This window comes from Mesobacterium pallidum (genome assembly GCF_019966535.1).
GTDB lineage: Bacteria > Pseudomonadota > Alphaproteobacteria > Rhodobacterales > Rhodobacteraceae > Mesobacterium > Mesobacterium pallidum.
This window is the reverse complement of sequence record NZ_JAIMID010000001.1, coordinates 492360-517095: the sequence shown is the minus strand read 5'-3', so window position 1 is coordinate 517095 and position 24736 is coordinate 492360. Positions and strand designations below refer to the sequence as shown.

At 68.6% G+C, this 24736-nt stretch carries 22 protein-coding genes; 9 read left to right on the top strand and 13 right to left on the bottom strand.

Annotated elements, in window-relative coordinates; all coding sequences use genetic code 11:
• Nucleotides 1-121: 121 nt before the first annotated feature.
• Complete coding sequence (locus MF270_RS02350; RefSeq protein WP_238364235.1) at nucleotides 122-904, top strand: MBL fold metallo-hydrolase; 783 nt, start codon at nucleotides 122-124, stop codon at nucleotides 902-904.
• 6 nt (nucleotides 905-910) lie between these two features.
• Here the strand turns inward: MF270_RS02350 and MF270_RS02345 are convergent, their stop codons facing one another.
• Entirely contained in the window at nucleotides 911-1618 is a 708-nt protein-coding gene (locus tag MF270_RS02345) for a DUF4396 domain-containing protein (protein WP_238364234.1), read from the bottom strand.
• Nucleotides 1619-1735: 117 nt separating this feature from the next.
• On the opposite strand from MF270_RS02345, the gene MF270_RS02340 reads away from it, so the two are divergent.
• On the top strand, nucleotides 1736-3169 hold the full coding sequence (locus tag MF270_RS02340) for an amidase family protein (RefSeq protein ID WP_238364233.1): 1434 nt from the start codon (nucleotides 1736-1738) through the stop codon (nucleotides 3167-3169).
• 339 nt (nucleotides 3170-3508) lie between these two features.
• Here the strand turns inward: MF270_RS02340 and MF270_RS02335 are convergent, their stop codons facing one another.
• Nucleotides 3509-4273, bottom strand: coding sequence for an NAD kinase (locus tag MF270_RS02335; RefSeq protein ID WP_238364336.1), 765 nt, complete (start codon nucleotides 4271-4273; stop codon nucleotides 3509-3511).
• 179 nt (nucleotides 4274-4452) lie between these two features.
• On the opposite strand from MF270_RS02335, the gene glyA reads away from it, so the two are divergent.
• Complete coding sequence (glyA, locus tag MF270_RS02330; RefSeq protein ID WP_238364232.1) at nucleotides 4453-5751, top strand: serine hydroxymethyltransferase; 1299 nt, start codon at nucleotides 4453-4455, stop codon at nucleotides 5749-5751.
• A gap of 490 nt (nucleotides 5752-6241) precedes the next feature.
• On the opposite strand, the gene MF270_RS02325 is transcribed toward glyA, so the two are convergent.
• Nucleotides 6242-6862, bottom strand: a complete 621-nt coding sequence (locus tag MF270_RS02325) for a TetR/AcrR family transcriptional regulator (protein ID WP_238364231.1) — start codon at nucleotides 6860-6862, stop codon at nucleotides 6242-6244.
• 290 nt (nucleotides 6863-7152) lie between these two features.
• Between MF270_RS02325 and MF270_RS02320 the strand changes: the two genes are divergently transcribed.
• Complete coding sequence (locus MF270_RS02320) at nucleotides 7153-7998, top strand: DUF817 domain-containing protein (RefSeq protein WP_238364335.1); 846 nt, start codon at nucleotides 7153-7155, stop codon at nucleotides 7996-7998.
• On the opposite strand, the gene MF270_RS02315 is transcribed toward MF270_RS02320, so the two are convergent.
• Nucleotides 7937-8311, bottom strand: a complete 375-nt coding sequence (locus MF270_RS02315; RefSeq protein ID WP_238364230.1) for a hypothetical protein — start codon at nucleotides 8309-8311, stop codon at nucleotides 7937-7939. The two genes, MF270_RS02320 and MF270_RS02315, sit on opposite strands and share 62 nt — an antisense overlap.
• A gap of 98 nt (nucleotides 8312-8409) precedes the next feature.
• Here MF270_RS02315 and MF270_RS02310 point away from each other — a divergent pair, with 98 nt between their 5' ends.
• A complete protein-coding gene (locus MF270_RS02310) occupies nucleotides 8410-9174 on the top strand; it encodes an alpha/beta fold hydrolase (protein ID WP_238364229.1) in 765 nt (254 codons plus the stop codon).
• A 374-nt stretch (nucleotides 9175-9548) separates the two neighbouring features.
• Here MF270_RS02310 and MF270_RS02305 read toward each other — a convergent pair whose 3' ends face one another.
• Together MF270_RS02305 and MF270_RS02300 are read right to left on the bottom strand one after the other, a co-directional pair.
• Nucleotides 9549-10454, bottom strand: a complete 906-nt coding sequence (locus MF270_RS02305) for a DMT family transporter (RefSeq protein WP_238364228.1) — start codon at nucleotides 10452-10454, stop codon at nucleotides 9549-9551.
• Between the two features lie 76 nt (nucleotides 10455-10530).
• Entirely contained in the window at nucleotides 10531-11124 is a 594-nt protein-coding gene (locus MF270_RS02300; protein ID WP_238364334.1) for a LysE/ArgO family amino acid transporter, read from the bottom strand.
• 65 nt (nucleotides 11125-11189) lie between these two features.
• Here MF270_RS02300 and MF270_RS02295 point away from each other — a divergent pair, with 65 nt between their 5' ends.
• On the top strand, nucleotides 11190-11888 hold the full coding sequence (locus tag MF270_RS02295) for a dienelactone hydrolase family protein (protein WP_238364227.1): 699 nt from the start codon (nucleotides 11190-11192) through the stop codon (nucleotides 11886-11888).
• A gap of 113 nt (nucleotides 11889-12001) precedes the next feature.
• Here MF270_RS02295 and MF270_RS02290 read toward each other — a convergent pair whose 3' ends face one another.
• Nucleotides 12002-12742 (bottom strand): YebC/PmpR family DNA-binding transcriptional regulator, encoded by a 741-nt coding sequence (locus MF270_RS02290; protein WP_238364226.1) that lies wholly within the window; start codon nucleotides 12740-12742, stop codon nucleotides 12002-12004.
• 200 nt (nucleotides 12743-12942) lie between these two features.
• On the opposite strand from MF270_RS02290, the gene MF270_RS02285 reads away from it, so the two are divergent.
• Nucleotides 12943-14715 (top strand): SLC13 family permease, encoded by a 1773-nt coding sequence (locus tag MF270_RS02285; protein WP_238364225.1) that lies wholly within the window; start codon nucleotides 12943-12945, stop codon nucleotides 14713-14715.
• A gap of 16 nt (nucleotides 14716-14731) precedes the next feature.
• On the opposite strand, the gene MF270_RS02280 is transcribed toward MF270_RS02285, so the two are convergent.
• The 5 genes from MF270_RS02280 to mgtE all read right to left on the bottom strand — a co-directional run bounded on the left by MF270_RS02280 (nucleotide 14732) and on the right by mgtE (nucleotide 20672).
• A complete protein-coding gene (locus MF270_RS02280; protein WP_238364224.1) occupies nucleotides 14732-16510 on the bottom strand; it encodes an SLC13 family permease in 1779 nt (592 codons plus the stop codon).
• A 47-nt stretch (nucleotides 16511-16557) separates the two neighbouring features.
• Nucleotides 16558-17472, bottom strand: coding sequence for a DMT family transporter (locus MF270_RS02275; protein WP_238364223.1), 915 nt, complete (start codon nucleotides 17470-17472; stop codon nucleotides 16558-16560).
• A complete protein-coding gene (locus MF270_RS02270; protein ID WP_238364222.1) occupies nucleotides 17465-18286 on the bottom strand; it encodes a TIGR00282 family metallophosphoesterase in 822 nt (273 codons plus the stop codon). Before MF270_RS02270 ends, MF270_RS02275 begins: the two co-directional genes overlap by 8 nt.
• A 437-nt stretch (nucleotides 18287-18723) precedes the next feature.
• Nucleotides 18724-19278 carry a 5-formyltetrahydrofolate cyclo-ligase gene (locus tag MF270_RS02265; RefSeq protein WP_238364221.1) on the bottom strand — a complete coding sequence of 185 codons (555 nt, stop codon included), beginning with the start codon at nucleotides 19276-19278 and terminating at the stop codon, nucleotides 18724-18726.
• Entirely contained in the window at nucleotides 19275-20672 is a 1398-nt protein-coding gene (mgtE, locus tag MF270_RS02260) for a magnesium transporter (RefSeq protein ID WP_238364220.1), read from the bottom strand. Before mgtE ends, MF270_RS02265 begins: the two co-directional genes overlap by 4 nt.
• A gap of 215 nt (nucleotides 20673-20887) precedes the next feature.
• Here mgtE and guaD point away from each other — a divergent pair, with 215 nt between their 5' ends.
• Together guaD and MF270_RS02250 are read left to right on the top strand one after the other, a co-directional pair.
• Nucleotides 20888-22174 (top strand): guanine deaminase, encoded by a 1287-nt coding sequence (gene guaD, locus MF270_RS02255; protein WP_238364219.1) that lies wholly within the window; start codon nucleotides 20888-20890, stop codon nucleotides 22172-22174.
• Complete coding sequence (locus MF270_RS02250; protein ID WP_238364218.1) at nucleotides 22174-23385, top strand: hypothetical protein; 1212 nt, start codon at nucleotides 22174-22176, stop codon at nucleotides 23383-23385. Before guaD ends, MF270_RS02250 begins: the two co-directional genes overlap by 1 nt.
• On the opposite strand, the gene MF270_RS02245 is transcribed toward MF270_RS02250, so the two are convergent.
• A complete protein-coding gene (locus MF270_RS02245; protein WP_238364217.1) occupies nucleotides 23382-24716 on the bottom strand; it encodes an 8-oxoguanine deaminase in 1335 nt (444 codons plus the stop codon). The genes MF270_RS02250 and MF270_RS02245 overlap by 4 nt on opposite strands.
• Nucleotides 24717-24736: the final 20 nt, after the last annotated feature.

Below are 24736 nucleotides of genomic sequence, written 5' to 3'. Positions count from 1 at the left end.
GGGCCTTGGGAGGGCCCGCCCGCAACCGTTTCCGGCCCCCGTCCGCCCATCACGAAAGCGTGTCCGTGACGCCGGCATTCGGCGCCCTACCCTCCCTCCATCCACAAACAGGGAGAGTTCCATGCTGTCACGTCGTCGTTTCCTGGCCACCACGGCCGCCGCCACGGCCGGTGTCACCGTCCTGCCCTACATCGCCGGCGCCGCTGCCCATGCGGGCAACATGTTCGAAACCGGCGCGGGCCCAGTGACCGTGCACCCGGTCAGCCATGCCTCGATCGTGCTCGAGACGCCCATGGGCGTGATCTACGTCGACCCGGTGGGCGAGGCGTCGCTTTACGAAGAGATGCCGCCCGCCGACCTCGTGCTGATCACGCATGAGCATGGCGATCACTACAATGCCGACACTCTGGCGGCGGTGATGGGCGAAAACACCGCCCTGCTCACCAACCCGGCCGTGCACGAGATGCTGGCCGACGCGATGAAGGACGGCGCCATGGTCCTCGCCAACGGCGAAAGCACCGAGGCAATGGGCATCACCATCGACGCGATCCCAGCCTACAACATCTCCGAAGACCGGCTGAACTTCCACCCGCAGGGGCGCGACAACGGCTACGTGCTGACCATGGGCGATTTCCGCATCTACATCTCGGGCGACACCGAAGGCACCCCCGAAATGCGGGCGCTGGAAGACATCGACCTCGCCTTCGTCTGCATGAACCTGCCGTTCACGATGGATGCCGAAGCGGCGGCTTCGGCCGTGTCGGACTTTGCGCCGACCTATGTCTACCCCTACCACTACCGCGGCCGCGACAACGGCACGCAGGACCCGGCGGAGTTCGCCGAAATGCTGCAGGGCGAGATCGAGGTCAAGATGGGCAACTGGTACGGCGACAGCACCGGCTGATCCCCGTCACGCGGGGCCGGCCTGCGGGTCGGCCCCGTGCTCTTGGCGCCCGTTTTCCCCGTGGCCGTGATGGCTGTCGCGGGGGTCCATCATCCCCTCCTTCACACCGAAATGGATCAGAGCCACGTTCACCGGGTAGGCTGTCAGCAGCCCGCAGCTGAGCGACAGGATAAGGGCCGACCAGAACAGCGGATCGCCCAGCCCCGCAGCGCCGCCGATCAGCAGGCTGACGCTGATCGCCGTCACCTCCATCACCGTGATCGACGGCGTTTCGGCCACGAAGGCCTCCCACAAGGCCTTTCGCAGCGGCACCCCGTCCTGCACCAGCGGGCCCACGGTCAGCGCGTAGCCGAAGACATAGGCCAGACTGAAGGTGACGACAGAGACCCAGACAGTGCCGAGGCTCAGCAGCCCGGCCGCGAGGATCACCCCCAGGATCTCGCCCATGCCGCAGCCGGAATAGCAATGCGCCACCGACCGGAAGCTGCGTCGCCAAAGGTGATCGTCCGCGATCTCCTTGCGCCCCGTGAGCCAGTAGATGCCTAGGCCCAGCGGCCCGGAGTAGAGCACGGTCAGCACCCAGACCACCTTCATCAGGCTCATCAGGTGGGCGTTGCGGGTGGCAAGGTCGTGGACCACGATGGCGAGGCAGGGCAGCATCAGCGCCACCCAAAGTGCCAGGGTCCAGGGGCTTGCGGCGATCCCGTGCAGCATCGGCTTGTCCTTTCATCTGCGGGACAGCAAACCAACGGATGCCGCGCCGTGGCGGTTCCACCCCTCTTGGCAATCCCCCGCGCCCGGGCATAGGCTTTGCCGCAAAGGAGACGCTCCATGACCGACACCCCCCTCTGGCAACTCGATGCGACCGCCCTGGCACAACTGACCCGCTCGGGCGAGGTCTCCGCCCTCGAGGCCACCCGCGCGTCGCTCGCGCGGATGGAGGCGGTGAATCCCGGGCTGAACGCCGTGGTCGAAAGCCTGGCGGACGAGGCGCTGGCGCGGGCCGAACGGCTCGATGCCGCCGTTGCCGCCGGGGGCACGCCCGGGCCGCTGCACGGCGTGCCGGTGACGATCAAGATCAACGTGGACCAGGCGGGGCATGCGACCTCGAACGGGGTGGTGGCACTGAAGGACCTGATCGCGCCCGACGACGCGCCGGTGGTGCGCAACCTGCTGGTCGCGGGCGCGGTGCCGATCGGGCGGACGAACACGCCCGAGTTTTCCTTTCGCGCCGACACCGACAACCCGCTGTTCGGCCGCACCCACAACCCATGGGGCGACCATGTCTCGCCCGGCGGCTCCTCCGGCGGGGCCGGATCAGCGGTGATGGCCGGCATCGGCGCGCTGGCCCATGGCAACGACATCGGCGGCTCTCTGCGCTTTCCCTCGGCGGCTAATGGTGCGGTGACGGTCAAGCCGGGCCTTGGCCGCGTGCCGGCCTGGAACCCCAGCCAGACGGCCGAACGCGGGATGCTGGCGCAGAACATGTCGGTGCAGGGGATCATCACCCGCTCGGCCCGCGACCTGCACACGGCCATGCCCGCGTTGATCGGCCCCGACCCGCGCGATCCGTGGCACGTGCCGCTGCCCTGGAACGGCCCCGCCCCCGCCGGCCCCCTGCGCGTCGCGCTCAGCCGTGACAGCTTCGGGTTCGACCTGCACCCCGAGGTCAACCGCGCCCTCGACGCAGCGGCCAAGGCGCTGGAGGACGCCGGCTACGAGGTCGAGGAGATCGCGCCGCCGCTGGCCCGAGAAACCGGCCTCACCGGCTACCGCGCGCTGATGGGCGAGATGCACGCCACCATGGCCGAGACGCTGCGCACCCATGGCTCGGACACTTTGAACGCGATCTTCGACGAGTACTGGCGCGAGTTCCCGCCGCTCGAAGGCACCGAGTTGTTGAACGCCATGGCCCGCCGTACCCATTACGCGCGCGAATGGTCGCTGTTCATGCAGGAATATCCGCTGGTTCTGACCCCCTTCCTGCCCCAGCCCTTCTTTGCCCCCGACCGCGACACCCAAGGGCCCGAGGGCGTGCGCGAGGTGCTCGGCGCGGCGATCTGGTCCTACGCGATGAACTTCCTCGGCCTGCCCGCCGGCATCGTCCCCGTGGGCCTCGCCGAACTGGACCGCGGCCCCGTCCCGATCCCCGTGCAACTCGCCGGCCGCCGCTGGCGCGAGGACCTCGTCACCGACGCGCTGATCGCGATCGAAGAGGCCGTCGGCCCCATGGCCCCCCGCCTCTGGTCGCGCATGGCCGGCTAACCGGGCAGCATGACGGGCAAGCCCCTCATGCCTGCGGCGCGCATATTTGAAGAAAGATGAAAGCAGGGCCCCCTCTTACCCTTCATCTTTCCGCAAATATGCCGGGGAGTTTGAGGGGCAGCGCCCCTCATTCCTGCCCCATGATTTCGCGCCACGGCGCGAAAGCCTTCGGCGAGAGTACTTGGAGAAAAGTGAAAGCAGGAACGCTGTAAACCCCTTTCAATATTCCAAAAAATACTCCGGGGGGCGCGAGGGGCAGAGCCCCTTGACCTGCTTGTGCCGCGCCTGCGGCGCGAGGGGCAGCGCCCCTCGCTTCCACCCCGACGGCTTGAGCAATCCTCAGAGGAATTGCTCCCGGATCAACCGCTCCTCCAGCCCGTGCCCGGGATCGAACAGCAGGTGATGCGCGACCTCGGGCTCCGACCGGATCGTGACCTCGGCCACGTTGCGGACCGAGCGGGAATCGGCATCGGCCATGACCGGGCGCTTTTCCGGCTCCATCACCTCGAACTTTACCTCGGCGGTCTTGCGCAAGAGCGCGCCGCGCCAGCGCCGGGGGCGGAAGGGCGCGATGGCGGTCAGCGCCAGCACGTCCGAGCCGACCGGCAGCACCGGCCCGTGGGACGAGTAGTTGTACGCGGTCGATCCCGCCGGCGTCGCCACAAGTGCGCCGTCGCAGACCAGCTCTTCCAGCCGCACGCGGCCGTCGACGCTGATCCGCAGCTTGGCCGCCTGGGGCCCGGCACGCAGCAGCGACACCTCGTTGATCGCCAGCGCGCGGGTGACCTCTCCGTCCACGCCGAGTGCGGTCATGGCCAGCGGGTTGATCACCGTCTCCTCGGCCGCGGCCAGACGCGCGGGCAGGTCGTCCTCGGCGTAGCTGTTCATCAGGAAGCCGACCGTGCCGCGGTTCATGCCGTAGACCGGCACGTCCAGCGCCTGCGTGCCATGCAGCGTCTGCAGCATGAACCCGTCGCCGCCCAAGGCCACGATCACCTCGGCCTCGGTCATCGGCACATCGCCGTAGCGCGCCGCCAGGCGTTCGCGCGCAGCCTGCGCCAGATCGCCCTCGCTGGCGGTGAACGCGATGCGCACCTCGTCGATCATTGCCCCAGGTCCCCGTTTCCTGCCTGCCCCGCCTGTTTCCGAAACAAGCACAAGTTTCCGCCGGGCACCAGCTTTGCCGCGGCCGATCCGCCGAATGCCGCATATGGGTCTTTGCGCCCGCGCAGGGTTGCGGTAAACCCCGCCCAACTCAACGCGCGCCACACGGGAGACCGCCCATGAACGCCCCCACCATCCGTGACTCCGGCTTTTTCACCGAAAGCCTTGCCGACCGCGACCCCGAGCTCTTCGGCTCGATCACCGGTGAACTCGGCCGCCAGCGCGACGAGATCGAGCTGATCGCCTCCGAGAACATCGTGTCGAAAGCGGTGATGGAGGCCCAGGGCTCCGTCATGACCAACAAATACGCCGAAGGCTACCCGGGCCGACGCTACTATGGCGGTTGCCAGTGGGTCGACGTGGCAGAGACCCTGGCCATCGAGCGCGCCAAGCAGCTCTTCGGCTGCGACTTTGCCAACGTGCAGCCCAACTCGGGCAGCCAGGCCAACCAGGGCGTCTTCACCGCCCTGCTGCAGCCGGGCGACACGATCCTCGGCATGTCGCTGGACGCGGGCGGCCACCTGACCCACGGCGCCAAGCCGAACCAGTCGGGCAAGTGGTTCAACGCGATCCAGTACGGCGTGCGTCAGCAGGACAGCCTGCTCGACTACGACCAGGTGCAGGAGCTCGCGACCGAGCATCAGCCGAAACTGATCATCGCCGGCGGCTCGGCCATCCCGCGCCAGATCGACTTTGCCAAGATGCGCGAGATCGCGGACAGCGTCGGCGCCTATCTCATGGTCGACATGGCCCACTTCGCCGGCTTGGTGGCCGCGGGCGAACACCCCTCGCCCTTCCCCTATGCCGATGTCGCCACCACGACCACGCACAAGACCCTGCGCGGCCCCCGCGGCGGCATGATCCTGACCAACAACGAAGAGATCGCCAAGAAGGTGAATTCGGCCATCTTCCCGGGCATCCAGGGCGGGCCGCTGATGCATGTCATCGCCGCCAAGGCCGTGGCCTTCGGCGAGGCGCTGCGCCCCGAGTTCAAGACCTACCAGAAGGCCGTGCGCGCCAACGCGGTCGCCCTGGCGGACCAGCTGATGAAGGGCGGGCTCGACATCGTCACCGGCGGCACCGACACCCATGTCATGCTGGTCGACCTGCGCCCCAAGGGCGTCAAGGGCAACGCCACCGAAAAGGCCCTGGGCCGCGCCCATATCACCTGCAACAAGAACGGCATCCCGTTCGACCCGGAAAAGCCGATGGTCACCTCGGGCATCCGCCTCGGCACGCCCGCCGGCACGACCCGCGGCTTCGGTGAGGCCGAGTTCCGCGAGATCGCCGACCTGATCGTCGAGGTGGTCGATGGCCTCGCCGCCAATGGCGAAGAGGGCAACGCCGAGGTCGAGGCCTCGGTCAAGGTCAAGGTCGAGGCGCTCTGCGCCCGCTTCCCGATCTACCCGACGCTCTGATCGGTTCACCGTTTTGGACGAAAGGCCCGACGCCCCGCGCGCCGGGCCTTTTTTTCATCCACTCCTGGAACATCCGCGCCCTCGGTACCGAGGCCTCCGGCGGAGTATTCAGGCACAATTAAGATCCGATCCCCCTTCATTGTGCCTCTAAACTCCGGGGAGCCCGAGGGGCAGAGCCCCTCGACATCCTGTTGCCGCGCCTGCGGCGCAAGGGGCTGGCCCCTTACTCCGACGCCAGACGACCAGAGGCTACGTCAGGACAGCCTCCGGCGGGAGTATTTTGGGAATAATGAAAGCAGGGAGGCCCGTGATGACCATACGAGCGCGCGGAGTGGAGAAAGCAGGATCGCCTCCGGCGGGCATATTTGGAGAAAGATGAAAGGCGGGGGCGCCTTGGTCCACCGTCGTCGTCCCAAGTGAGCCCCGGGGGGCATGGCCGCGCCATTGGTCCGCGTGGCGAGCAACCGCCCCGGGATGCCGGCCCTCACGCTCAGCGTTTCGCCGCGAATTGGCGCACTGTGAGAGAGATCATCTCCTCGATCTGCCCGGTGGTCAGCGCCCCGCCCGAGCCGCGGATGCCCGCCTCGACGATGCCGTGGACGGCGTAGAACAGCGCCCGGGTCAGGGCGCGCAGCTGGCGGGGGGAGCGGTCGGGGTGAATCTCGGCCAGGGGCGCGGCGATCTGCGACAACAGCCCCTCCATCGAGCGGCGGTACCATCGCGGGATGCCGCTTTCGGGCATCTTCGCGGCAAAGAGCGCGTTCCAGAGGTGCCGTTGCCGGACAGCGAACTGGAAATAGGCATGTGCCATCATCGACAGCCGCGCCGCAGGCCCCGCCTTGCCCGCCCCGGCCGTGGCGGCCGTGACGCTCATCCCCAGGGTGGCGAAGGTGCGTCCGTTCACCTCGAGCACCAGCGCGGCCATGTCGGGAAAAACGTTGTAGAGCGTGCCGACGGCGCAACCCGCCTCGGCCGCGAGATCGCGCGCGCGCAGGGACTGGGCCCCGTCCGATGCGATCTTGCGCGACGCGATCCTGACCAGATCCGCCCTGAGCCGCGCGCGCCGCGCCTCGGTCCCGACATGGGACATCGCCTTCCAGTCATGGTCCACGACCGGCCATCCCTTTCGCCTTGCTTGCCTTTTTCCCGTCCTTCCGCCCGGCCAGAAGCCGCGTTCTGGACAGGCCCGGCCCGAGGGCGTCAAATGCCCTCCATGAGTAACGCAAAGACAGTTTCCAAGTTCCTAAGACCCGAAGCGCATCCGCGGGCGGACACGGCCGCCCCGGGTCGTCCCGAGACCGCCCGAAAGGGCGGGCGACGCCCTGCCCGGCCGGCGGATCCCCGCGCGTGACGGCCCCGCAGACCCCCACCCGCCGCCTGGAACGCCGCCTGGGCGACGGCATGCGCCGCCTGTTGCCGCATTGGGCGGCCGAGCTGGTGATGTTCATTCTCAAACAGGGTTGGGCGGCGCTGTTCGGCGGGATGATCCTGATCGGCATCCTCGTGAGCGCGCGGATCTGGCAGGACGACTGGGTGCTGGCGCGCTACGACGCGCTCGTGCTCTACGCGGTGGGCCTGCAGGCGTTGTTTCTCTGGCTGCGGCTGGAAAGCTGGCGCGAGGTCAAGGTGGTCTTTCTGTTTCACCTGACCGGCACCGCGATGGAGATCTTCAAGATCCAGGCCGGGTCCTGGGCCTACCCCGAGCCGGGGCTGCTGAAACTCGCCGGCGTGCCGCTGTTCTCGGGCTTCATGTATGCCAGCGTCGGCAGCTACATGGCGCGGGTCATCCGCATCTTCGACATGCGGTTCGCACCCTTCCCGCCGTTCTGGGCCAGCCTTTTTCTGGCCACGCTGATCTACGTGAACTTCTTCGCGCATCATTTCCTGCCCGACATCCGGCTGTCACTTTTTGCCGCCACGGTGCTGCTCTACGGCCGCACGCGGGTCTGGTTCCGGGGCGGACAGGGGTATTACTGGATGCCCCTGCCGCTGGCGGCGGCCCTGTCCTCGGGGTTCCTGTGGCTGGCCGAGAACATCGGCACCCACACCCGCACCTGGGTCTACGCGGGCCAGCAGCCATGGGAATGGGTGAGCCTTGGCAAAATGGGGTCGTGGTACCTGCTACTGTACGTCAGCTTCACGACCGTACTGGTGGTCTTTCGCGATGCGACGCAGCCGAGTCCGTTCAGACCAGCCCGCGCCAGCGCAGCAGTCCCAGCACCAGAAGGATCAGCACGAACAGGTTGACCGAGACCACGGCGAGGAAGGACAAGAGCGCCCCCTTGCGCCGGTCGGCCACGTCGATCGATTCGAGCCGCGCGACGGCCCGGGCATGGGCAGCCGCGACCTCATGCGGGGCGAACCGGGCCGAGAGCACCGGGTGCCCCGCCAACCGCCCGGCCTGCCCGAGATAGGTGATGTCGCGGCGCACGGCACGCGGCAGCCTGCGGCCCGCCCGCGCGGCCCGCCGGTCCAGCGGGCCCCGGCGCAGGCCAAGTTTCTGCGACAGCAGCGTGTCGAGCTGGGCCAGCTTGCCCGAAAGGTCCTGTGGGTCGATCATGGAACCGAGGTCTAGCGCAGCCCGTGCGGCCGCAAAAGCCCCTGCGTGGCCGAAATCTGCGGTTCCCTTGCCCCGCGTTGCGTCCTAAACCCGGGCCCATGTTGAACATGCTCACTCATGGCGCCGAGACCGGGGCGCCGCCGCTCGTCATCGTCCACGGCCTGTACGGGTCGGCCCGCAACTGGGGCGTGATCGCCAAGCGCCTGTCCGATCGCGGCCTCGTGGTGGCGGTCGACCAGCGCAACCATGGCGATTCGCCGCGCTCGGACCGGCACGGATACGAGGACATGGCCGGCGATATCGCCGAGGTCTGCGAAAGCCTCGGGCGCCCCGTCGACCTCTTGGGCCATTCCATGGGCGGCAAGGCGGCGATGGTCATGGCCGTGACCCGGCCCGCGCTGGTGCGGCGCCTCGTGGTGGCTGATATCGCGCCGGTGGCCTATGAGCATGACCAGACCCGCTATATCCACGCGATGAGGGCGGTAGACCTCGGTCAGGTCGAGCGCCGCTCGGACGCGGTCGAGCAGTTGAAGGCGTTGGTGCCCGAGCCCGCCTTGCAGAGCTTTTTCACCCAGTCGCTGGACGTGGCCGGGAAACGCTGGAAGCTGAACCTCGACGTGCTGGAAGCCGAGATGGACAAGACCGTCGGCTTTCCCGAGATCCACGGCCGGTTCGACGGGCCCACGCTGTTCCTGTCGGGGGCCGAGAGCGATTACGTCAAGCCCGAGCACCGGGGGCGGATCCGAGAGCTGTTCCCCCACGCGCGCTTTGCCAAGCTGACCGGCGCGGGGCACTGGCTGCACGCCGAGAAGCCGCGCGAGTTCGAGGCGGCGGTGCGCGCGTTTCTCGACGCGGAGATCTGACGGCCGGCCGGGCATGGGGGCGCTGCCCCCGTCCGCCATGGGCGGACTCCCCCGGAGTTTATCGGCAAGATGAAGGGGGATCCGGCGCGCGGATCGTAGCGCCTGCGCAGGCAGGAAAGGCAGGGAGTGAGGGGCCAGCCCCTCACACTTCCCGGAGTTCAGGGGCACAATGAAGGGCGGATCGGGCGCGCCGCTGGCCTCGCGCGGGGATCATGGTCTCTCGACAGCCCCGGCGCTGCCCGGCCCGGGACGGTCGCAGAGCGCGCCGCCCTGCATCGGGCGCGCCTTGTTTCACTTTTCCGCAAATACTCTCGCCGAAGGCACCCTTGGCATGGCGGCAGCCCCACGGGAGAAGCTTGCGGACCTCGTGCGGGTCAGAACTTGGTGGCGTTGACCGGCGGCGTGATGGCGCGGCGCTTGAGGACCGCCTCGCGCCAGGTCAGGAAGATGACCGAGCCGACGATGATCAGCCCGCCGGTGACCACGTAGGGGTCGACCCCTTCGCCGAAGACCAGCGCGCCGATGAGCACCGCCCAGACCAGTTGCAGGAAGCTCACCGGCTGGGTCACGGTGATCGGCGCCGCGCGGAAGGCCAGCGTCATTGTGAAATGGGCCGTGGTCGCGAGGACCGCGACGATCGATAGCGTACCGATCTGCGACCAGCTCGGCGTCACCCAGTTCATGATCGCCAGCGGCGCAAGGCCCACCGTCACCCAGGTCGAAAGCATGAAGAGCACGACGCGGGGGTCGGTCTCGTCCGCCATGACCTTGGCGATCAGGTAGGAACAGCCGAAGACCAGGGCGGCAAACAGCATCGCCAGGTGCCCCGCCCCCATCGCGCCCGAGCCAGGGCGCAGGATCACCAGCATGCCCACGATGGCCGCCACGACGGCAAGGATGCGGCGCAGCGCCATGCGTTCGCCAAGAAACAGCGCCGCGCCGATGGCAACGTAGATCGGCGACATGTAGTTCATCGCCGTTACGTCCGCGATCGGGATGGTCGCCATGGCGAAGAACCACAGCGCCACCCCCGCCGTATGCGTCACGCCGCGCGTCAGGAACAGCCCCCATTGCCTGCGCGTGAGCTGCGCGCGGATCACCACCGGCACGACGGGGATCATGAAGACCATGCCGATGGCATAGCGCAGGAAGGCCGCTTCGGTCGCGGGGATGTCGGTGCCAAGCCATTTGACCAGCGCCGTGACGGCCACGAACAACAGACCCGTGACGGCCATCCAGAAGATGCCCCGCACGGGGTCGCTGTGAGGTTCATCCTGCATGCCCCCGTCAAAGCGGATTTTTCGGCCCGCCGCAAGGCACGGCGCGCGGAAGTTCCGACGGGCGGAAGGCGCGGGCCTAGTGCAGGAGCAGGCCGAGGCCGATCGCCCACATGACCGCGCCCACCAGCGCGTCAAGCAGCCGCCAGGCCACCGGCCGTGCGAACAGCGGCGCCAGCAGGCGCGCCCCGTAGCCGAGCGAGAAGAAGAACACGAAACTCGCTGTCATGGCCCCCGCGGCAAACGCGGGCCGCGAGCTGGCCTGCGCTGCGATCGAGCCCAGCAGCACGACGGTATCGAGGTAGACATGCGGGTTCAGCCAGGTCAGCGCGAGGCAGGTCAGCAGCGCCGCGCGCAGGCTGCCCACCTGGCCCTCTGCCTCGAGCGCGGCGCCGCCCCGCCAGGCGGCAAGAAAGGCCCGCGCGCCGTACCAGAACAGGAACGCCGCGCCGAACAGGCGCATGCCCCATTCCAACCCCGGCACCGCCGTTGCCAGCGCGCCGAACCCCGCCACCCCGGCGGCGATCAGCACCGCGTCGGACAGCGCGCAGGTCAGGCAGATGGCAAAGACATGCGCCCGCCGCAGCCCCGCCCGCAGGACAAAGGCATTCTGCGCCCCGATGGCCAGGATCAACGAAAATCCCAGCGAAAACCCCGCGACCGCCGATTGCAGCATGTCTGCCCTTCCCTTTTGCCCGGCCCCGTTCCACCCTGCGCGCAGCAACGACAGGAGCCCTCATGCCAGAGCATATCTACGACGCCGACGGAACCCCCTGCCACGGCTACCTCGCCCTGCCGGGCGGCGACGGGCCAGCCGCCGGCGTGCTTGTGACCCCGGCCTTCTCGGGCCTGTCGGACAGCGAACGCGCCACCTGCGACCGGTTGGCGGCGCTTGGCTACGTGGCGCTGGGGGTCGATTACTACGGCCACGGCACGCTCGCCACCACGCGCGAGGAGGCCGGTGCGCTAATGGCCAAGCTGCAGGCGGACCGGGCGACTCTGGCGACCCGCATGACTGCCGCCCTCGCCGCGCTGGCTGCCATCCCCCGGGTCGACGCCGGCCGCATGGCCGCCATGGGCTACTGCTTCGGCGGCAAGGCGGTGTTGGACCTCGCCCGCTCGGGCGCCGATTTCCGCGCCGGCGTGTCGATGCACGGCGTCTACGATGCCCCGCCCTCGGGCAGCCGCAAGATGGCGCCCGCGCTGCTGATCTGCCACGGCTGGGAGGATCCGCTCTGCCCGCCCGACGCCACGGTCGCGCTGGCGCAGGAGCTGACCGAACATTGCGACGACTGGCAGATCCTGGCCCATGGCCACACCGGCCATGCCTTTACCAACCCCGGGGCCAATGCCCCCGGCATGGCCTATGCGGAAGCCGCCGACCGACGCAGCTGGGACGCTATGCTGTCCCTCTTTGCCGAAACGTTGGGCGCATAAGGGACGGTGGGCGGGGCGTCACTCCGCAGGAGTGCGCGTCGTCGCTCCGTCCCAAGGAAAACGCCCGGCACCAACCGGCGCGGGGCGTTCCCAATCCTGCAAGCACAGCCCGCTCAGAGCTGCTCCATGACCTCGTCCGAGGCTTCGAAGTTGGTGGTCACGCGCTGCACGTCGTCATCGTCCTCCAGCGCATCCACCAGCTTCATCAGCGACTGCATCCCGGCCAGGTCCAGCTCGGTGGTGGTCGAAGGCTTCCAGACCAGCTTGGTCGACGTGCTCTCGCCCAGCTCGGCCTCGAGCGCGCTGGCCACGTCGTTCAGGTCGGTGTCCGCGCACCAGATCACGTGCCCGTCCTCGCTGCTTTCCACGTCTTCGGCCCCGGCCTCGATCGCGGCCAGCATGACCGTGTCCGCATCGCCGACCTCGGCAGGATAGGTCACCTCGCCCTTGCGCTCGAACATGAAGCCGACCGACCCGGTCTCGCCAAGGTTGCCGCCGTTCTTGGAGAAGGTCGAGCGCACGTTCGACGCGGTCCGGTTGCGGTTGTCGGTCATCGCCTCGACGATCACCGCCACGCCGTTGGGGCCATAGCCCTCATAGCGGATCTCTTCGTATTCATCGCCCTCGCCGGCCTGCGATTTCTTGATCGCGCGTTCGATCACGTCCTTGGGGACCGAGCTTGCCTTGGCTTCCTTGACCGCGAGCCGCAGGCGGGGGTTCTTGTCGGGGTCCGGATCGCCCATCTTGGCGGCGACGGTGATTTCCTTCGACAGTTTCGAAAACAGCTTCGAACGGGCCGCATCCTGCCGCCCCTTGCGGTGCTGGATGTTTGCCCATTTTGAATGGCCGGCCATGGCATTCCCTCGGATCATTGCCTGATATCGCGGCCCATATAGAGCGGGAGGCCCCCCTTGTTCAAGCCAAGCCCGCGTGGCCCCCTGCGGTGGCGGCCGGGCCGCGGCGCCCCACACCGGGTGGCCAATTGCCGCCCGACATGCGTCACACCCGGGCCGGGCGCCCTTCCCCGTGGGGCCGGACACGCTATTGTCAGGGCATGACATTCGATCAAGCCTTCCTCTTCGCCCTGTTCGCCGCCGTCTTCGGAATGCTCATCTGGGGCCGCTACCGCTATGACATCGTGGCCTTTTCCGCGCTGATGGTCGGGGTGGTCGCCGGCGTCGTGCCGACCAAGGACGCCTTTTCCGGGTTCGGCCACCCGGCCACGCTGGTGGTGGCGCTGGTGCTGGTGGTCTCGGCGGGGCTGGTCCGGTCGGGCGCGGTATTCCTGATCACCCGGACGCTCGTGGACAGTTCGCGCGCCATGGGGCTGCATATCGCGATGATGGGCGGGATCGGCGGCGTGCTTTCCGCCTTCATGAACAACGTGGCGGCGCTGGCCCTCTTGATGCCCGTCGACATCCAGACGGCGCGCAAGGCGGGCCGCTCGCCCGCGCGCACGCTCATGCCGCTCAGCTTTGCCACGATCCTCGGCGGCATGGCCACGCTGATCGGCACCCCGCCCAACATCATCATCGCCTCGATCCGCGGCGAATCGCTGGGCGCGCCTTACCGGATGTTCGACTTCGCCCCCGTGGGCGGGATCGCCGCGCTGGCGGGCCTTGCCTTTGTCGCACTGGGTGGCTGGCGGCTGATCCCGGACCGGTCGGACGAGACGACCGAGGCGGGCGAGCTCAAGCCCTACACCGCCGAGCTGACCGTGCCGAGCGAGAGCAAGCTGATCGGCACCCGTGTCGGCGCGCTTTACGAGGATGCCGAGAAGGCCGATGTCGCCATCCTTGGCCTGATCCGCGACGGCAAGCGCCGCTATGGCGCGGCCCGGTCGATCCTGATCGAGGCGCAGGATGCGCTGGTGCTGGAAGCCACGCCCGAGGCGCTGGACGAGTTCCGCAGTGCCCTCAGCCTCGACTTCACCGACGAGCGGCGCGAGGAACTCTTGCGCGCCGACAGCGAAGGCCAGACCCTGACCGAGGTCGTGGTGACCGAGCAGAGCCGCCTCAATGGCCGATCGGCCCAGTCGGTGGGCCTGGCCTGGCGCCAGCGCACGGTGCTGCTGGGCATCTCGCGCCAAGGCCAGCAGATCACCCGCCACATGCGCCAGGAAACCCTGCAACCGGGCGACATCCTGCTGCTGCTCACGCCTTCCGAGACGACCCAGGCCGTGGTCGATTGGCTAAACGTGCTGCCGCTCGAGAACCGAGGGCTGGCGGTAACCCGCAACACCCGAACCTGGGCCGCCATCGGCATTTTTGCCGCTGCCGTGCTGGCGGCGAGCCTTGGCTTTGTCTACCTGCCGGTCGCGCTGGGGATCGTCGCCATGCTGTACGTGCTGACCGGGGTGCTGCCTCTGTCCGAGCTTTACGAGCATATCGAATGGCCCGTGATCGTGCTCCTGGGCTCGATGATCCCTTTGGGCGCCGCGCTCGAGACCTCGGGCGGGACGGAGCTGATCGCGGGCGCGCTGGTGTCGCTGACCTTCGGCATGCCGGCCTGGGTGGTGCTGACGGTGCTGATGGTGGTGACGATGACCCTGTCGGACGTTTTGAACAACACGGCCACGGCCATCGTCGCGGCCCCGGTGGGCATCCAGATGGCGACGACGCTGAACGTCTCGCCCGACCCGTTCCTGATGGCGGTGGCGGTGGCGGCCTCTGCGGCCTTCCTGACGCCCATCGGGCACAAGAACAACACGCTGATCCTTGGCCCCGGCGGCTACCGCTTCGGCGATTACTGGCGCATGGGCCTGCCGCTCGAGATCATCGTGATCGCCGTGTCGATCCCGACAATCCTGGTGGTCTGGCCGCTTTAGAGCCGATGAGCCTGCCTCACAGCGGCCAGATGAACGGGATCACCAGCGAGGCGACGATGCCCATCGTCAGGTTCAGCGGCATGCCGACCTTGACGAAATCGGTGAACTTGTAGCCGCCCGGCCCGTAGACCAGCATGTTCGTCTGGTAGCCGATGGGCGTGGCAAAGGCGCAAGAGGCCGCGACCATCACCGCCGCCACCAGCGGGCGCGGGTCGATGCCGACCGCGGTGCCCAGGCCGATGGCGATGGGCGTCATGACCACCGCGACGGCGTTGTTCGACACCAGCTCGGTCAGCAGCGTGGTGATCATGAAGACCACCCAGACGACCAGCGCCGGCGGCAGATCGCCCAGCAGCGGCGCCACCGCCGTCACGATCATCTCGACCGCGCCGGAATGGTCCAGCGCCGCGCCCACGGCCAGCATGGCAAAGATCATCGCCAAGAGCCGCCCGTCGATGAACGAAAATGCCTCGTCCGCGTCGATGCATCGGGTCAGCAGCACGATCGCCACGGCGAGGATCGACAGGAAAAAGATCGGCGCCACGCCAAAGGCCGCCAGCGCCACGATCCCGATCAGCGCGCCGATGGCGATGGGCGCATGGCTGCGGCGGAAGGCCCGGGCGGTGGGCTTGGACACGTCCACCAGCCCCATGTCCTGCGCCAGGCGCTGGATGTCCTCGGGCGAGCCTTCCAGCAGCAGCGTGTCGCCGACGCGCACGATCATGTTCTCGATCTGGCGGCCGATGTTCTGGTTGCGCCGGTGCACGGCCAGCACGTAGACGCCGTAGCGGCGGCGCAGGCGCAGATCGCCCAGCCGCTGGCCGATCATCCGCGCGCCCGGGGTGATCAGCACCTCGACCGTGGTGGTCTCGACCGCGCTCACCTGGTCGACGCGTTTCAGCGACTTGTTGCGCTGCAGGCTCAGCAGTTCCGTCATCTGCGTGCGCAGGATCACCCGGTCGCCCACCTCGAGCGTCACCGCCTTGAGGTCGCGCCGCAGCGACTGGTCGCCCCGCACCACGTCGATCAGCCGCACGCCCTCGCGCTTGAACAGCTGCACATCGGTGGCCTCGCGCCCGATCAGGTTCGAATCCGGCGGGATCACCGCCTCGGTGAAGAACTTCATCCGGCTGCGGTCCGACAGAAGGTCGGCCATGGAATCGCGCTCGGGCAGCAGCTTGCGGCCGATGGTCAGCAGGTAGATCATGCCCCAGGCCACGCAGACCAGACCCAGCGGCGTGATCTCGAAGATCGTGAACGGCTCGAGCCCCCGTTCGCGCGCGACGCCGTCCACCAGCAGGTTGGTCGAGGTTCCGATCAGCGTCATCGTCCCGCCAAGGATCGCCGCATAGCTCAGCGGAATCAGCAGCTTGGAGGCCGTTGTTCCCAGCGTCCGCGCCAGCTGGACGAAGACCGGGATCATCACGACCACCACGGGCGTGTTCGACACGATGGCCGAGGCCAGCAGCACGAAGCCCAGCAGCATTGCCACGGCAAGCCGCGGCCGGGTCCGCGCATAGCGGTCCGCAAGGTTGGTAAAGGCCTCGAGCGCACCGGTCCGCACCAGCGCCCCCATGACGATGAACATCGCCGCGATGGTCCAGGGCGCCGGGTTCGCCAGCACGGCCAGCCCCGCCTCGTAGGGCAGCACGCCCAGGATCAGCAGCAGCGACACGCCGGCGATGGCCACCACCTCGGTCGGGTAGACCTCTCGCAGGAACAGCAGGAACATGGCCGCGACCACGCCCAGCGTGACCCAGGCCTGCCCGGTTTGAGAGAATGCGAAAATTTCCATAAAATCTGCCTGCGTTGGTCCGACGCTTTATCTCGCAGGGCGCGGGGTCACGCAAGCGTCTCGGCGGGGCCCGGGGGGTCTTCGCCCGCGCGGGGCTGCACCAGTGCCACGCCGGTGAGCATCACGCCCAGCGCCAGCCAGACGGTCAGGGCGTAGCGTTCGCCGAGGATCAGCATGGCCCAGAGCACGCCGAATCCGGTGACAAGGTAGGCGACCTGCGCGGCAAAGACCGCGCCGGCCCGGCCGACCAGCCAGACATAGCCGGCATAGACCAGCCCATGGATCGCCGAGGACGCGACCAGGGCGCGGTCGTCCGGGCCCCAGGGCCGCGCCAGGCTGACTTGGGCGCCACTGACCAGCACAAGCGGCGCGACGATGGCCAGCCCCACCAGCGAGGCGCCAAAGAGCACCTGCACCGGGTCCAGCCCGCCAGTGCCGCGCAGCGCCACAAGGTTGCCCTCCAGCGCGTAGAAGAAGGGCGCGATCAGCGCCACGGGCAGGAAGGCGAGCATGGCGCGCTCGGGCAGGCTCGCCTCGGGCGCGGCAATGAGCGCGACGCCGGCGAGACCCAGCGCGAGGCCGACAAGGCGGGGGAGGCTGAACCGGTCCTGCCGCAGCGCCAGTGCGACCGGAAAGGCAAAGAGCGGCACCATCGAGATCACGATCGACATGATCCCCGCCGGCAGGTGCCGCGCCGCCATGTAGGAGGCGCTGTTGGGCAGCACCGTCCCCAGCAGCGCGATCATGAGGTAGAGCGCCAGGTGCTGCCGCCCGAGGTCCAGCCGCTTGCCACGGCCGTAGGTCAACGCGCCGAGAAGCAGAACCGAGATCACCAGTTGCCAGAACACCAGCCCCAGCACCGCATGGCCGCCGCTGACGGCGATCTTGGTCAGCGGCGTGGTCAGCCCCCAGCCGGCACCCAGCAGGGCAAGAATGCCCCACAGCCAGCGCCTGTCAGACATCGCCCGGCCCGGATTGCTGCAGCCGCCCGCCCTGGCGCACCATCTCGACCCGCGAGGCACGGCCCGTGCGGTCGTCGGTCTCGACGTAGATGCCCGACAGGGTCGCTTCGCCGGTCGCGGGGCTGAACCGGCCCTTGGCCATGCCGGTGACAAAGCGGCGCAGCGGCTCGGCCTTGTCCATGCCGATCACGCTCAGGTAATCGCCGCACATGCCGGCGTCGGTCAGGTAGGCCGTGCCGCCCGGCAGGATCTGTGCATCGGCGGTGGCGACATGGGTGTGCGTGCCGACGACAAGGCTGGCGCGGCCGTCGCAGTAATGGCCCATGGCCATCTTTTCGCTCGTCGCCTCGCAATGCACGTCGATGATGATGGCCTGCGCCTGCCCGCCCAGGGGGTGCGCCTTGAGGATCGATTCGATCTGGTCAAAGGGGGCCTCGAAGGCGCGCTTCATGAACACCTGGCCCAGCACCTGGGCCACAAGCACCTTGCGTCCGCGCCTGTCGGTGAACATCCGCGCGCCGCGACCGGGCGCATCCTTGGCAAAGTTCACCGGCCGCAGGATCCGGTCATCGCTGCCGATGTATTGCAGCATGTCGCGCTGGTCGAAGGCATGATCGCCCAGCGTCACGCAATCGGCCCCGGCCTCGAACAGAAGCTTGGCATGATCGCCCGACAGCCCCATCCCGTTCGAGGCGTTCTCGCCGTTCACCACCACGAAATCCAGGCCCCAGGCATCGCGCAGGGCCGGCAACCGCTCGGTCACGGCGGCCCGTCCGGCCCGCCCGACCACATCTCCGAGAAACAAGATCTTCATGGGGGAGAGTCCGTAGGCCGTTGCGCGCAAAGAGGCAAGTATGCGTGGAGGGTGGCGGGACATCCGGGGAAAAGTGGGGGCCAGCCCATCGCCATTGTCTCTCGGACCAATGGCGCGACAATGTCGACCCCCCGGGATATTTCCGGAAAGATGAAGGAGGATCGGCGCGCAAACACACAGGTCGCGCGCGGCACCCGCTGTCGGAGTGAGGGGCCAGCCCCTCACACTCCCCGGAGTTTATTGGCAAGATGAAGGGGGATCGGGGCGCCCTGGCATTCATTATTCCGCAAATACTCCCGCCGGAGGCTCTGCCCGCGCCCGGGGCGACCGGCCCGATTTTTCGGGGTCGGCCCGCCACGGGGTTCCTCCTCCCCGCGCGGGAGGAGGACAGGAGGAGGGGCCCGGCATCGTTGTCCCGCGCCAGCGGGGCCACGGGATCAGAAGCTGAGGATCTCGCGCTCGGTGACGATCATGTCGAGCGGCTGGTCCGTGGGCTCGAGCGGCAGCGCCTCCGCCTCCTGCGCCGCATAGGCAAAGCCGATGGCCAGCACCGGGCCGCGCGCGCGCAGGCGTTCCAGCGTGCGGTCGTAGAAGCCGCCGCCGTAGCCGAGGCGGTTGCCCATGCGGTCGAAGGAAACGAGCGGCACGATCAGGATTTCGGGGATCATCCAGGCGTCGGTCTCGGGCACCGAGGTGCCGAAGCCGTTGCCGCGCAGCGCAACGCCCGGCTCCCACAGCGAAAAGCGCAAGGGGCGGGCGGGACCTTCGATCACCGGCACGCCGACGAGGCCATGGGCCGCGGCTTCCTCCATAGCCGGCAGCGGAGAGATCTCTGTCCGCATCGGCAGGTAGCCGGCCAGCGGCACGCCGCGGTAGCCGGCGAGGATCTCGCTCAGGTGGCTGGCGCGGCCCGTTCCGCCCGCCTCGTGCGCGCCCTTGCGGCGGGCCAGCGCGGCCTTGCGGGCGGCGGCCTTGTCCTCTTCGAGCGTCATATCAGCACTATCGCCGCCAGGCCGAGGAAGGCGAAGAACCCGACCACGTCGGTCACCGTTGTGACGAAAGTGCCCGAGGCCAGCGCCGGGTCGATGCCGAATTTCTCGAGCAGCACCGGGATGATCGTCCCGGCCAGCCCCGCGACCACCAGGTTGACCACCATGGCCACCGCGATCACGTAGCCCAGGGTGAGCGAGCCGAACCAGATCAGCCCCACGATCCCCATGACCAGCGCGAAGACCAGCCCGTTGATCAGACCCACGGCCACCTCGCGCCGGATCACCCGCCAGACGTTGGCGCCCGTGAGGTCGCGCGTGGCGATGGCCCGCACCGCCACGGTCAGCGATTGCGTCCCGGCGTTGCCGCCCATCGAGGCGACGATGGGCATCAGCACCGCCAGCGCCACGAAGCCCGCGATGGTCTCTTCGAAGATCGAGATCACCAGCGAGGCCAGCACCGCCGTGCCCAGGTTCACCGCCAGCCAGGGCAGGCGCTGGCGCACCGTGTCGCTGACCTTGTCCGACAGCGACCCCTCGCCCACGCCGGCGAGGCGCAGGATGTCTTCCTCGTGTTCCTCGTCCAGAACGATCATCGCGTCGTCGATGGTGATGACGCCGACCAGCCGGTCCTGGTCATCGACCACGGGCGCCGAGATCAGGTGATACTGGTTGAAGGCATAGGCCACGTCGCCCTCGTATTGCGTCGCGGGGATGGTGCGAAAGAGATCCTCGGTCAGCTCTTTCAGCGGCACCTCGCGCCGGGCGCCCATCAGCTTGCCCAGTGTCACGTTGCCGACGGGCCGGTGGCGCGGGTCGACCAGCACGATATGGTAGAACTGGTCCGGCAGTTCCTCGGTCGCGCGCAGGTAGTCGATGGCCTCGCCCACGGTCCAGTGCTCGGGCGCCCAGACCACCTCGCGCTGCATCAGGCGGCCGGCGGAATATTCCGGGTAGGTCAGCGATTGCTCGACCGCGACCCGGTCGGTTTCCTCGAGCGCGCCGAGGATCGCCTCCTGCTGCGAATCCTCGAGGTCTTCGAGCAGGTCGACCACGTCGTCCGAATCGAGCTCGCGCACCGCCTCGGCCAGCACTTCGGGGTGCAGCACGGCGATGACTTCCTCGCGGATCGATTCGTCCACCTCGGACAGGATCTCGCCGTCGAACTCGGTGCCGTAGAGCTCGATCAGCCGGCGCCGGTCATAGGCGTTCACCTGTTCCAGCATGTCGGCGATGTCGGCCGCGTGCAGCGGCTCCATCAGCTCGATCAGCTTCTCGCGGTCCTGCACCTCGACGGCATAGAGAATCGCCGCCAGCGTCTTGCGGTCGAGCGCATAGGCGTCCTCGGCCTCGTCGGGGGCCGTGGTTTCTTCAACCAGGTCGTCGGTCTCGCTCATCGCTGGGCCCCCGTTTCGCGCCATTCGGGGGTGACTCATAAGGTGCATGGGCCGAAGGGCAAGGCCCCGAGGCGGCGCAGACGCCTTTTTTTGCGGCATACGGCGGTGCACCTGCCCGGTTGTCGGGCAAGACCCCGGGGCCGGACGCAAGAGAGGGCGTTGTGGCCCCTGCCCGGCGTCTCTATCGTGATCCGGGGCCCAAGGACGGAGCGCAGATGACCAAGAGATTGCTGACCGGGCAGGTGCTGAGCTTTGCCGCCGACCCGTTCCATGCCCCGCTGGACGAGGCGGTGCAGGTCGACACGGCCGGCGCCGTGCTGGTCGAGGGCGGGCGCATCGCGGCCACCGGCCCCGCCGCCGCCCTGCGCGCGGCGCACCCCGAGGCCGAAGTGACCGATTACGGCCAGGATCTGATCTGCGCGGGCTTCGTCGATGCTCATGTGCACTATCCCCAGACCGCGATCATCGCGAGCTGGGGCAAGCGGCTGATCGACTGGCTGAACAGCTATACCTTCCCCGAAGAGATCAGCTTTGTCGATCCGGACCACGCGGCCGAGATCGCCCTGCGCTACTGCGACCTGACGGCGGCGAACGGCACCACCACCTTTGTCAGCTATTGCACGATCCATCCCGCCAGCGTGGATGCGATCATGGCCGAGGCGCAGGGGCGCGGGCAGCGCATCGTCGCCGGCAAGACCTGCATGGACCGCAACGCGCCCGAGGCGCTGCAGGATACCGCGCAATCGGCCTATAACGACAGCAAGCGGCTGCTGGAGAAATGGCACGGGGTGGACCGGCTGTCCTATGCCATCACGCCGCGGTTTTCTCCGACCTCGACGCCGGAGCAGCTGGCGGCGCTGGGCGCGCTCTGGGCCGAGCATCCGGACTGCCTGATGCAGACCCACCTTTCCGAGCAGTTGGACGAAATCGCCTGGGTCCGGTCGCTTTACCCGCAAGCGCGCGATTACCTCGACACCTACGAGGCGCATGGCCTGCTGGGCCCGCGCGGGCTTTACGGCCACGCCATCCACCTCGAGCCGCGCGAACGGGCGCGGCTGGCCGAGGTGGGCGCGTCGCTGATCCATTGCCCGACGTCCAACACCTTCATCGGCTCGGGACTCTTCGACATGGCCGGGCTGATGGCCGAAGGGCAGCGCATCGGCCTTGCCACCGACACCGGCGGCGGGTCGTCGTTTTCGATGCTGCGCACCATGGCCGCCGCCTACGAGATCGGCCAGCTGCGCGGCACCCCGCTGCATCCGGCGCAGCTGATGTGGCTGGCCACACAGGGCTCGGCCCGGGCGCTGCACATGGATCACCAGATCGGCAATGTCGCCGTGGGGATGGAGGCCGACCTCGTCGTGCTCGACCTCGCCTCGACCCCCGCCATCGCGCAACGCGCGGCGCGGGCCGAGGGGGTCTGGGAGGCGATCTTTCCCACTATCATGATGGGCGACGATCGGGCAATCCGGGCTACATGGATCAACGGGAGGCCGGCCTGATGCAGCTCATTCTCCATATCGGCACGGAAAAGACCGGCAGCACCGCGTTCCAGGACTGGGGCGCGCTGAACCGCGAGGCGCTGCGCGCGCTTGGCGTCTGCTACAGCCGAGAGATGGGTTGGAACAACCACATGATCCTGTTCCCCATGGCCGGGGCCAAACCTGCGCCGGACGAGGTACAGGGCATGTTCGCCCGCACGCCCGAGGCTCTGGCGGCCGACCTGGCCACCGCCCCCGCCCGGCTCGCCGCCGAGGTGGCCCAGGCCCGCGCCGATGGCTGCCACACCTTCGTGCTGTCGAACGAGCATTGCCAGTCGCGGCTGACCACGGCCGAGCAGGTGGCCCGGCTGCGCGACCTGCTGGCGCCGCTCTTCGACCGGATCACCGTGCTCTGCTGCCTGCGCCCGCAGTTCGAGATGGGCCTGTCGCACATGTCGACCCTGCTGCGCTACGCGCCGCCTGTCCGGTCGGGCTACCTGGACGGCATCCGGCCCGGCACGCCCTATTTCGACTACCTTGCGCTCTACGACCGCTGGACCGCTGTGTTCGGCGTCGAGACTGTCGAGATCATGCCCTACCGGCGTGGTCCGAACCTCTTTGACCGCGTGGCCGCGCTTGGCGGGTTCGAGCTGGCGGGCCTTGCGCTGCCGCCCCGGTCCAATTCGGCGCTGGACCTCGCCGCCTTCCGGCTGCGCAACGCGCTGCATGCGCTGCACGGCCCGCTGGACCCGGCGCTGCGCCGCCCGGTGAACCGGATGCTCAACAGCATGGAGGTCCGCACCCGGCTCGAGCCCGGCCGCGCGCGGGCCGAAGAGATCCAGCAGCGGTTCGCGACGGACAACGCGGCGCTGGTCGCCAGGGTCCCGGGGCTCGTCGCCGCCGATCTCGAGATCGACCCGACCCGCTATGCCGTCGAGGGGAACCTCGGCGCCCTCGACACCGACGACGACGCGGCGCTGGTGATGGCGGGGGCGGCCTGGTCCCTGCTGGGCGAGACGCTTCTGGCCCAGGCCCAGCAAGCGCTGGCCGAGGCCGAGCGTGCCATCGCCCGCGCCAATCCCGACTGGGCCGTGACCTATGCCGACAGGAGCCGGCAGGTCCTGCCGCTGCTGTCACAGTTTCCGCAGGCACTGCCGCCCAAGCTGGAAAGCCGCCTCGAGACGGTCGAGACGCGCGCCCGGAGCCTCGCGCGCAAGGCCGCTCGGGTCTAGCCCGCCAGCGCCCGCGCGAGCTGGTTCTGCCGCGCCACCACGGCGCCGAGGTCGATGGTCGTGACATGGCCATCCCGCACCACCTGCCGCCCCTCGACGAAGAGGTCCCGCACCCGGGTCGGCCCGGCCAGCAGCAGCGCCGCCGGGTCCCAGCTGCCCGCGCTTTCCACGCCCGAGACGTCCCAGATCGCGATATCCGCCCGTTTGCCCACCGCGATGCGCCCGCAATCGGGCCGGCCCAGCACATCCGCCCCGCCCCGCGTTGCAATCTCGAGCGCCTCGCGCGCGCTCATGGCATCCGCGCCTCGCGCCACCCGTTGCAGCAGCATCGCCTGCCGCGCCTCGAGCACGAGGTTGCCGGCATCGTTGCTGGCCGATCCGTCCACCCCCAGCGCCACCTTGACGCCCGCATCGCGCATCGCGCGCACCGGCGCGATGCCCGACCCCAGCCGGCAGTTCGAACAGGGGCAATGCGCCACGCCGGTGCCGCTTTTGGCAAAGAGATCAATCTCCTGCCCGTCGAGCTTGACGCAATGGGCGTGCCAGACATCGGCCCCGGTCCAGCCCAGTTCCTCGGCATATTGCCCGGGGCGGCAGCCGAACTGCGCCTGCGAATAAGCGATGTCCTCGTCGTTTTCGGCCAGGTGCGTGTGCAGCATCACGCCCTTGTGCCGCGCCAGCAGCGCCGCGTCGCGCATCAGCTCGCGGCTGACGGAAAACGGCGAACAGGGCGCCACGCCCACCCGCACCATCGCCCCTTCGGAGGCATCATGAAAGGCGTCGATCACCCGGATACAATCGTCGAGGATCGCCGCCTCGCGTTCGACCAGGGCATCCGGCGGCAGGCCCCCGGCGCTTTCGCCAATGCTCATCGCCCCACGCGTGGGATGAAACCGCAGCCCGACCGCGCGCGCCGCCTCGATCGTGTCGTCAAGCCGCGCGCCGTTCGGGTAGAGGTACAGGTGATCGGAACTCAGCGTGCAGCCCGACAGCGCCAGCTCGGCCAGCCCGACCATGGCCGAGACGCGCATTTCCTCCGGGCCGAAACGCGCCCAGATCGGGTAGAGCGTCTTGAGCCAGCCGAACAGCAGCGCATCCTGCCCGCCCGGCACGGCGCGGGTCAGCGTCTGGTAAAGGTGGTGATGGGTGTTCACCAGCCCCGGCGTGACCACGCAGCCCGTCGCCCGCACGACCTCCCCGGTGGTCTCCAGCCCCTGCCCCACGGCGACGATCACGCCATCGCGCATCAACACGTCGGCGCCCGCAAGCTCGCGCCGTTCGTCATCCATGGTCAGGACCCGTTCGGCCCCCTGGATCAGCACTTCGGTCATCAGCGCGCCCCCGCTTTCAT

Excerpts from the sequence above, each read along its gene's own strand:
- MF270_RS02350 (WP_238364235.1), top strand. The coding sequence starts at position 122 with ATGCTGTCACGTCGTCGTTTCCTGGCCACCACGGCCGCCGCCACGGCC.
- MF270_RS02345 (WP_238364234.1), bottom strand. The coding sequence starts at position 1,618 with ATGCTGCACGGGATCGCCGCAAGCCCCTGGACCCTGGCACTTTGGGTG.
- MF270_RS02340 (WP_238364233.1), top strand. The coding sequence starts at position 1,736 with ATGACCGACACCCCCCTCTGGCAACTCGATGCGACCGCCCTGGCACAA.
- glyA (WP_238364232.1), top strand. The coding sequence starts at position 4,453 with ATGAACGCCCCCACCATCCGTGACTCCGGCTTTTTCACCGAAAGCCTT.
- MF270_RS02320 (WP_238364335.1), top strand. The coding sequence starts at position 7,153 with ATGCGCCGCCTGTTGCCGCATTGGGCGGCCGAGCTGGTGATGTTCATT.
- MF270_RS02315 (WP_238364230.1), bottom strand. The coding sequence starts at position 8,311 with ATGATCGACCCACAGGACCTTTCGGGCAAGCTGGCCCAGCTCGACACG.
- MF270_RS02310 (WP_238364229.1), top strand. The coding sequence starts at position 8,410 with ATGTTGAACATGCTCACTCATGGCGCCGAGACCGGGGCGCCGCCGCTC.
- MF270_RS02305 (WP_238364228.1), bottom strand. The coding sequence starts at position 10,454 with ATGCAGGATGAACCTCACAGCGACCCCGTGCGGGGCATCTTCTGGATG.
- MF270_RS02295 (WP_238364227.1), top strand. The coding sequence starts at position 11,190 with ATGCCAGAGCATATCTACGACGCCGACGGAACCCCCTGCCACGGCTAC.
- MF270_RS02290 (WP_238364226.1), bottom strand. The coding sequence starts at position 12,742 with ATGGCCGGCCATTCAAAATGGGCAAACATCCAGCACCGCAAGGGGCGG.
- MF270_RS02285 (WP_238364225.1), top strand. The coding sequence starts at position 12,943 with ATGACATTCGATCAAGCCTTCCTCTTCGCCCTGTTCGCCGCCGTCTTC.
- MF270_RS02280 (WP_238364224.1), bottom strand. The coding sequence starts at position 16,510 with ATGGAAATTTTCGCATTCTCTCAAACCGGGCAGGCCTGGGTCACGCTG.
- MF270_RS02275 (WP_238364223.1), bottom strand. The coding sequence starts at position 17,472 with ATGTCTGACAGGCGCTGGCTGTGGGGCATTCTTGCCCTGCTGGGTGCC.
- MF270_RS02270 (WP_238364222.1), bottom strand. The coding sequence starts at position 18,286 with ATGAAGATCTTGTTTCTCGGAGATGTGGTCGGGCGGGCCGGACGGGCC.
- MF270_RS02265 (WP_238364221.1), bottom strand. The coding sequence starts at position 19,278 with ATGACGCTCGAAGAGGACAAGGCCGCCGCCCGCAAGGCCGCGCTGGCC.
- mgtE (WP_238364220.1), bottom strand. The coding sequence starts at position 20,672 with ATGAGCGAGACCGACGACCTGGTTGAAGAAACCACGGCCCCCGACGAG.
- guaD (WP_238364219.1), top strand. The coding sequence starts at position 20,888 with ATGACCAAGAGATTGCTGACCGGGCAGGTGCTGAGCTTTGCCGCCGAC.
- MF270_RS02250 (WP_238364218.1), top strand. The coding sequence starts at position 22,174 with ATGCAGCTCATTCTCCATATCGGCACGGAAAAGACCGGCAGCACCGCG.
- MF270_RS02245 (WP_238364217.1), bottom strand. The coding sequence starts at position 24,716 with ATGACCGAAGTGCTGATCCAGGGGGCCGAACGGGTCCTGACCATGGAT.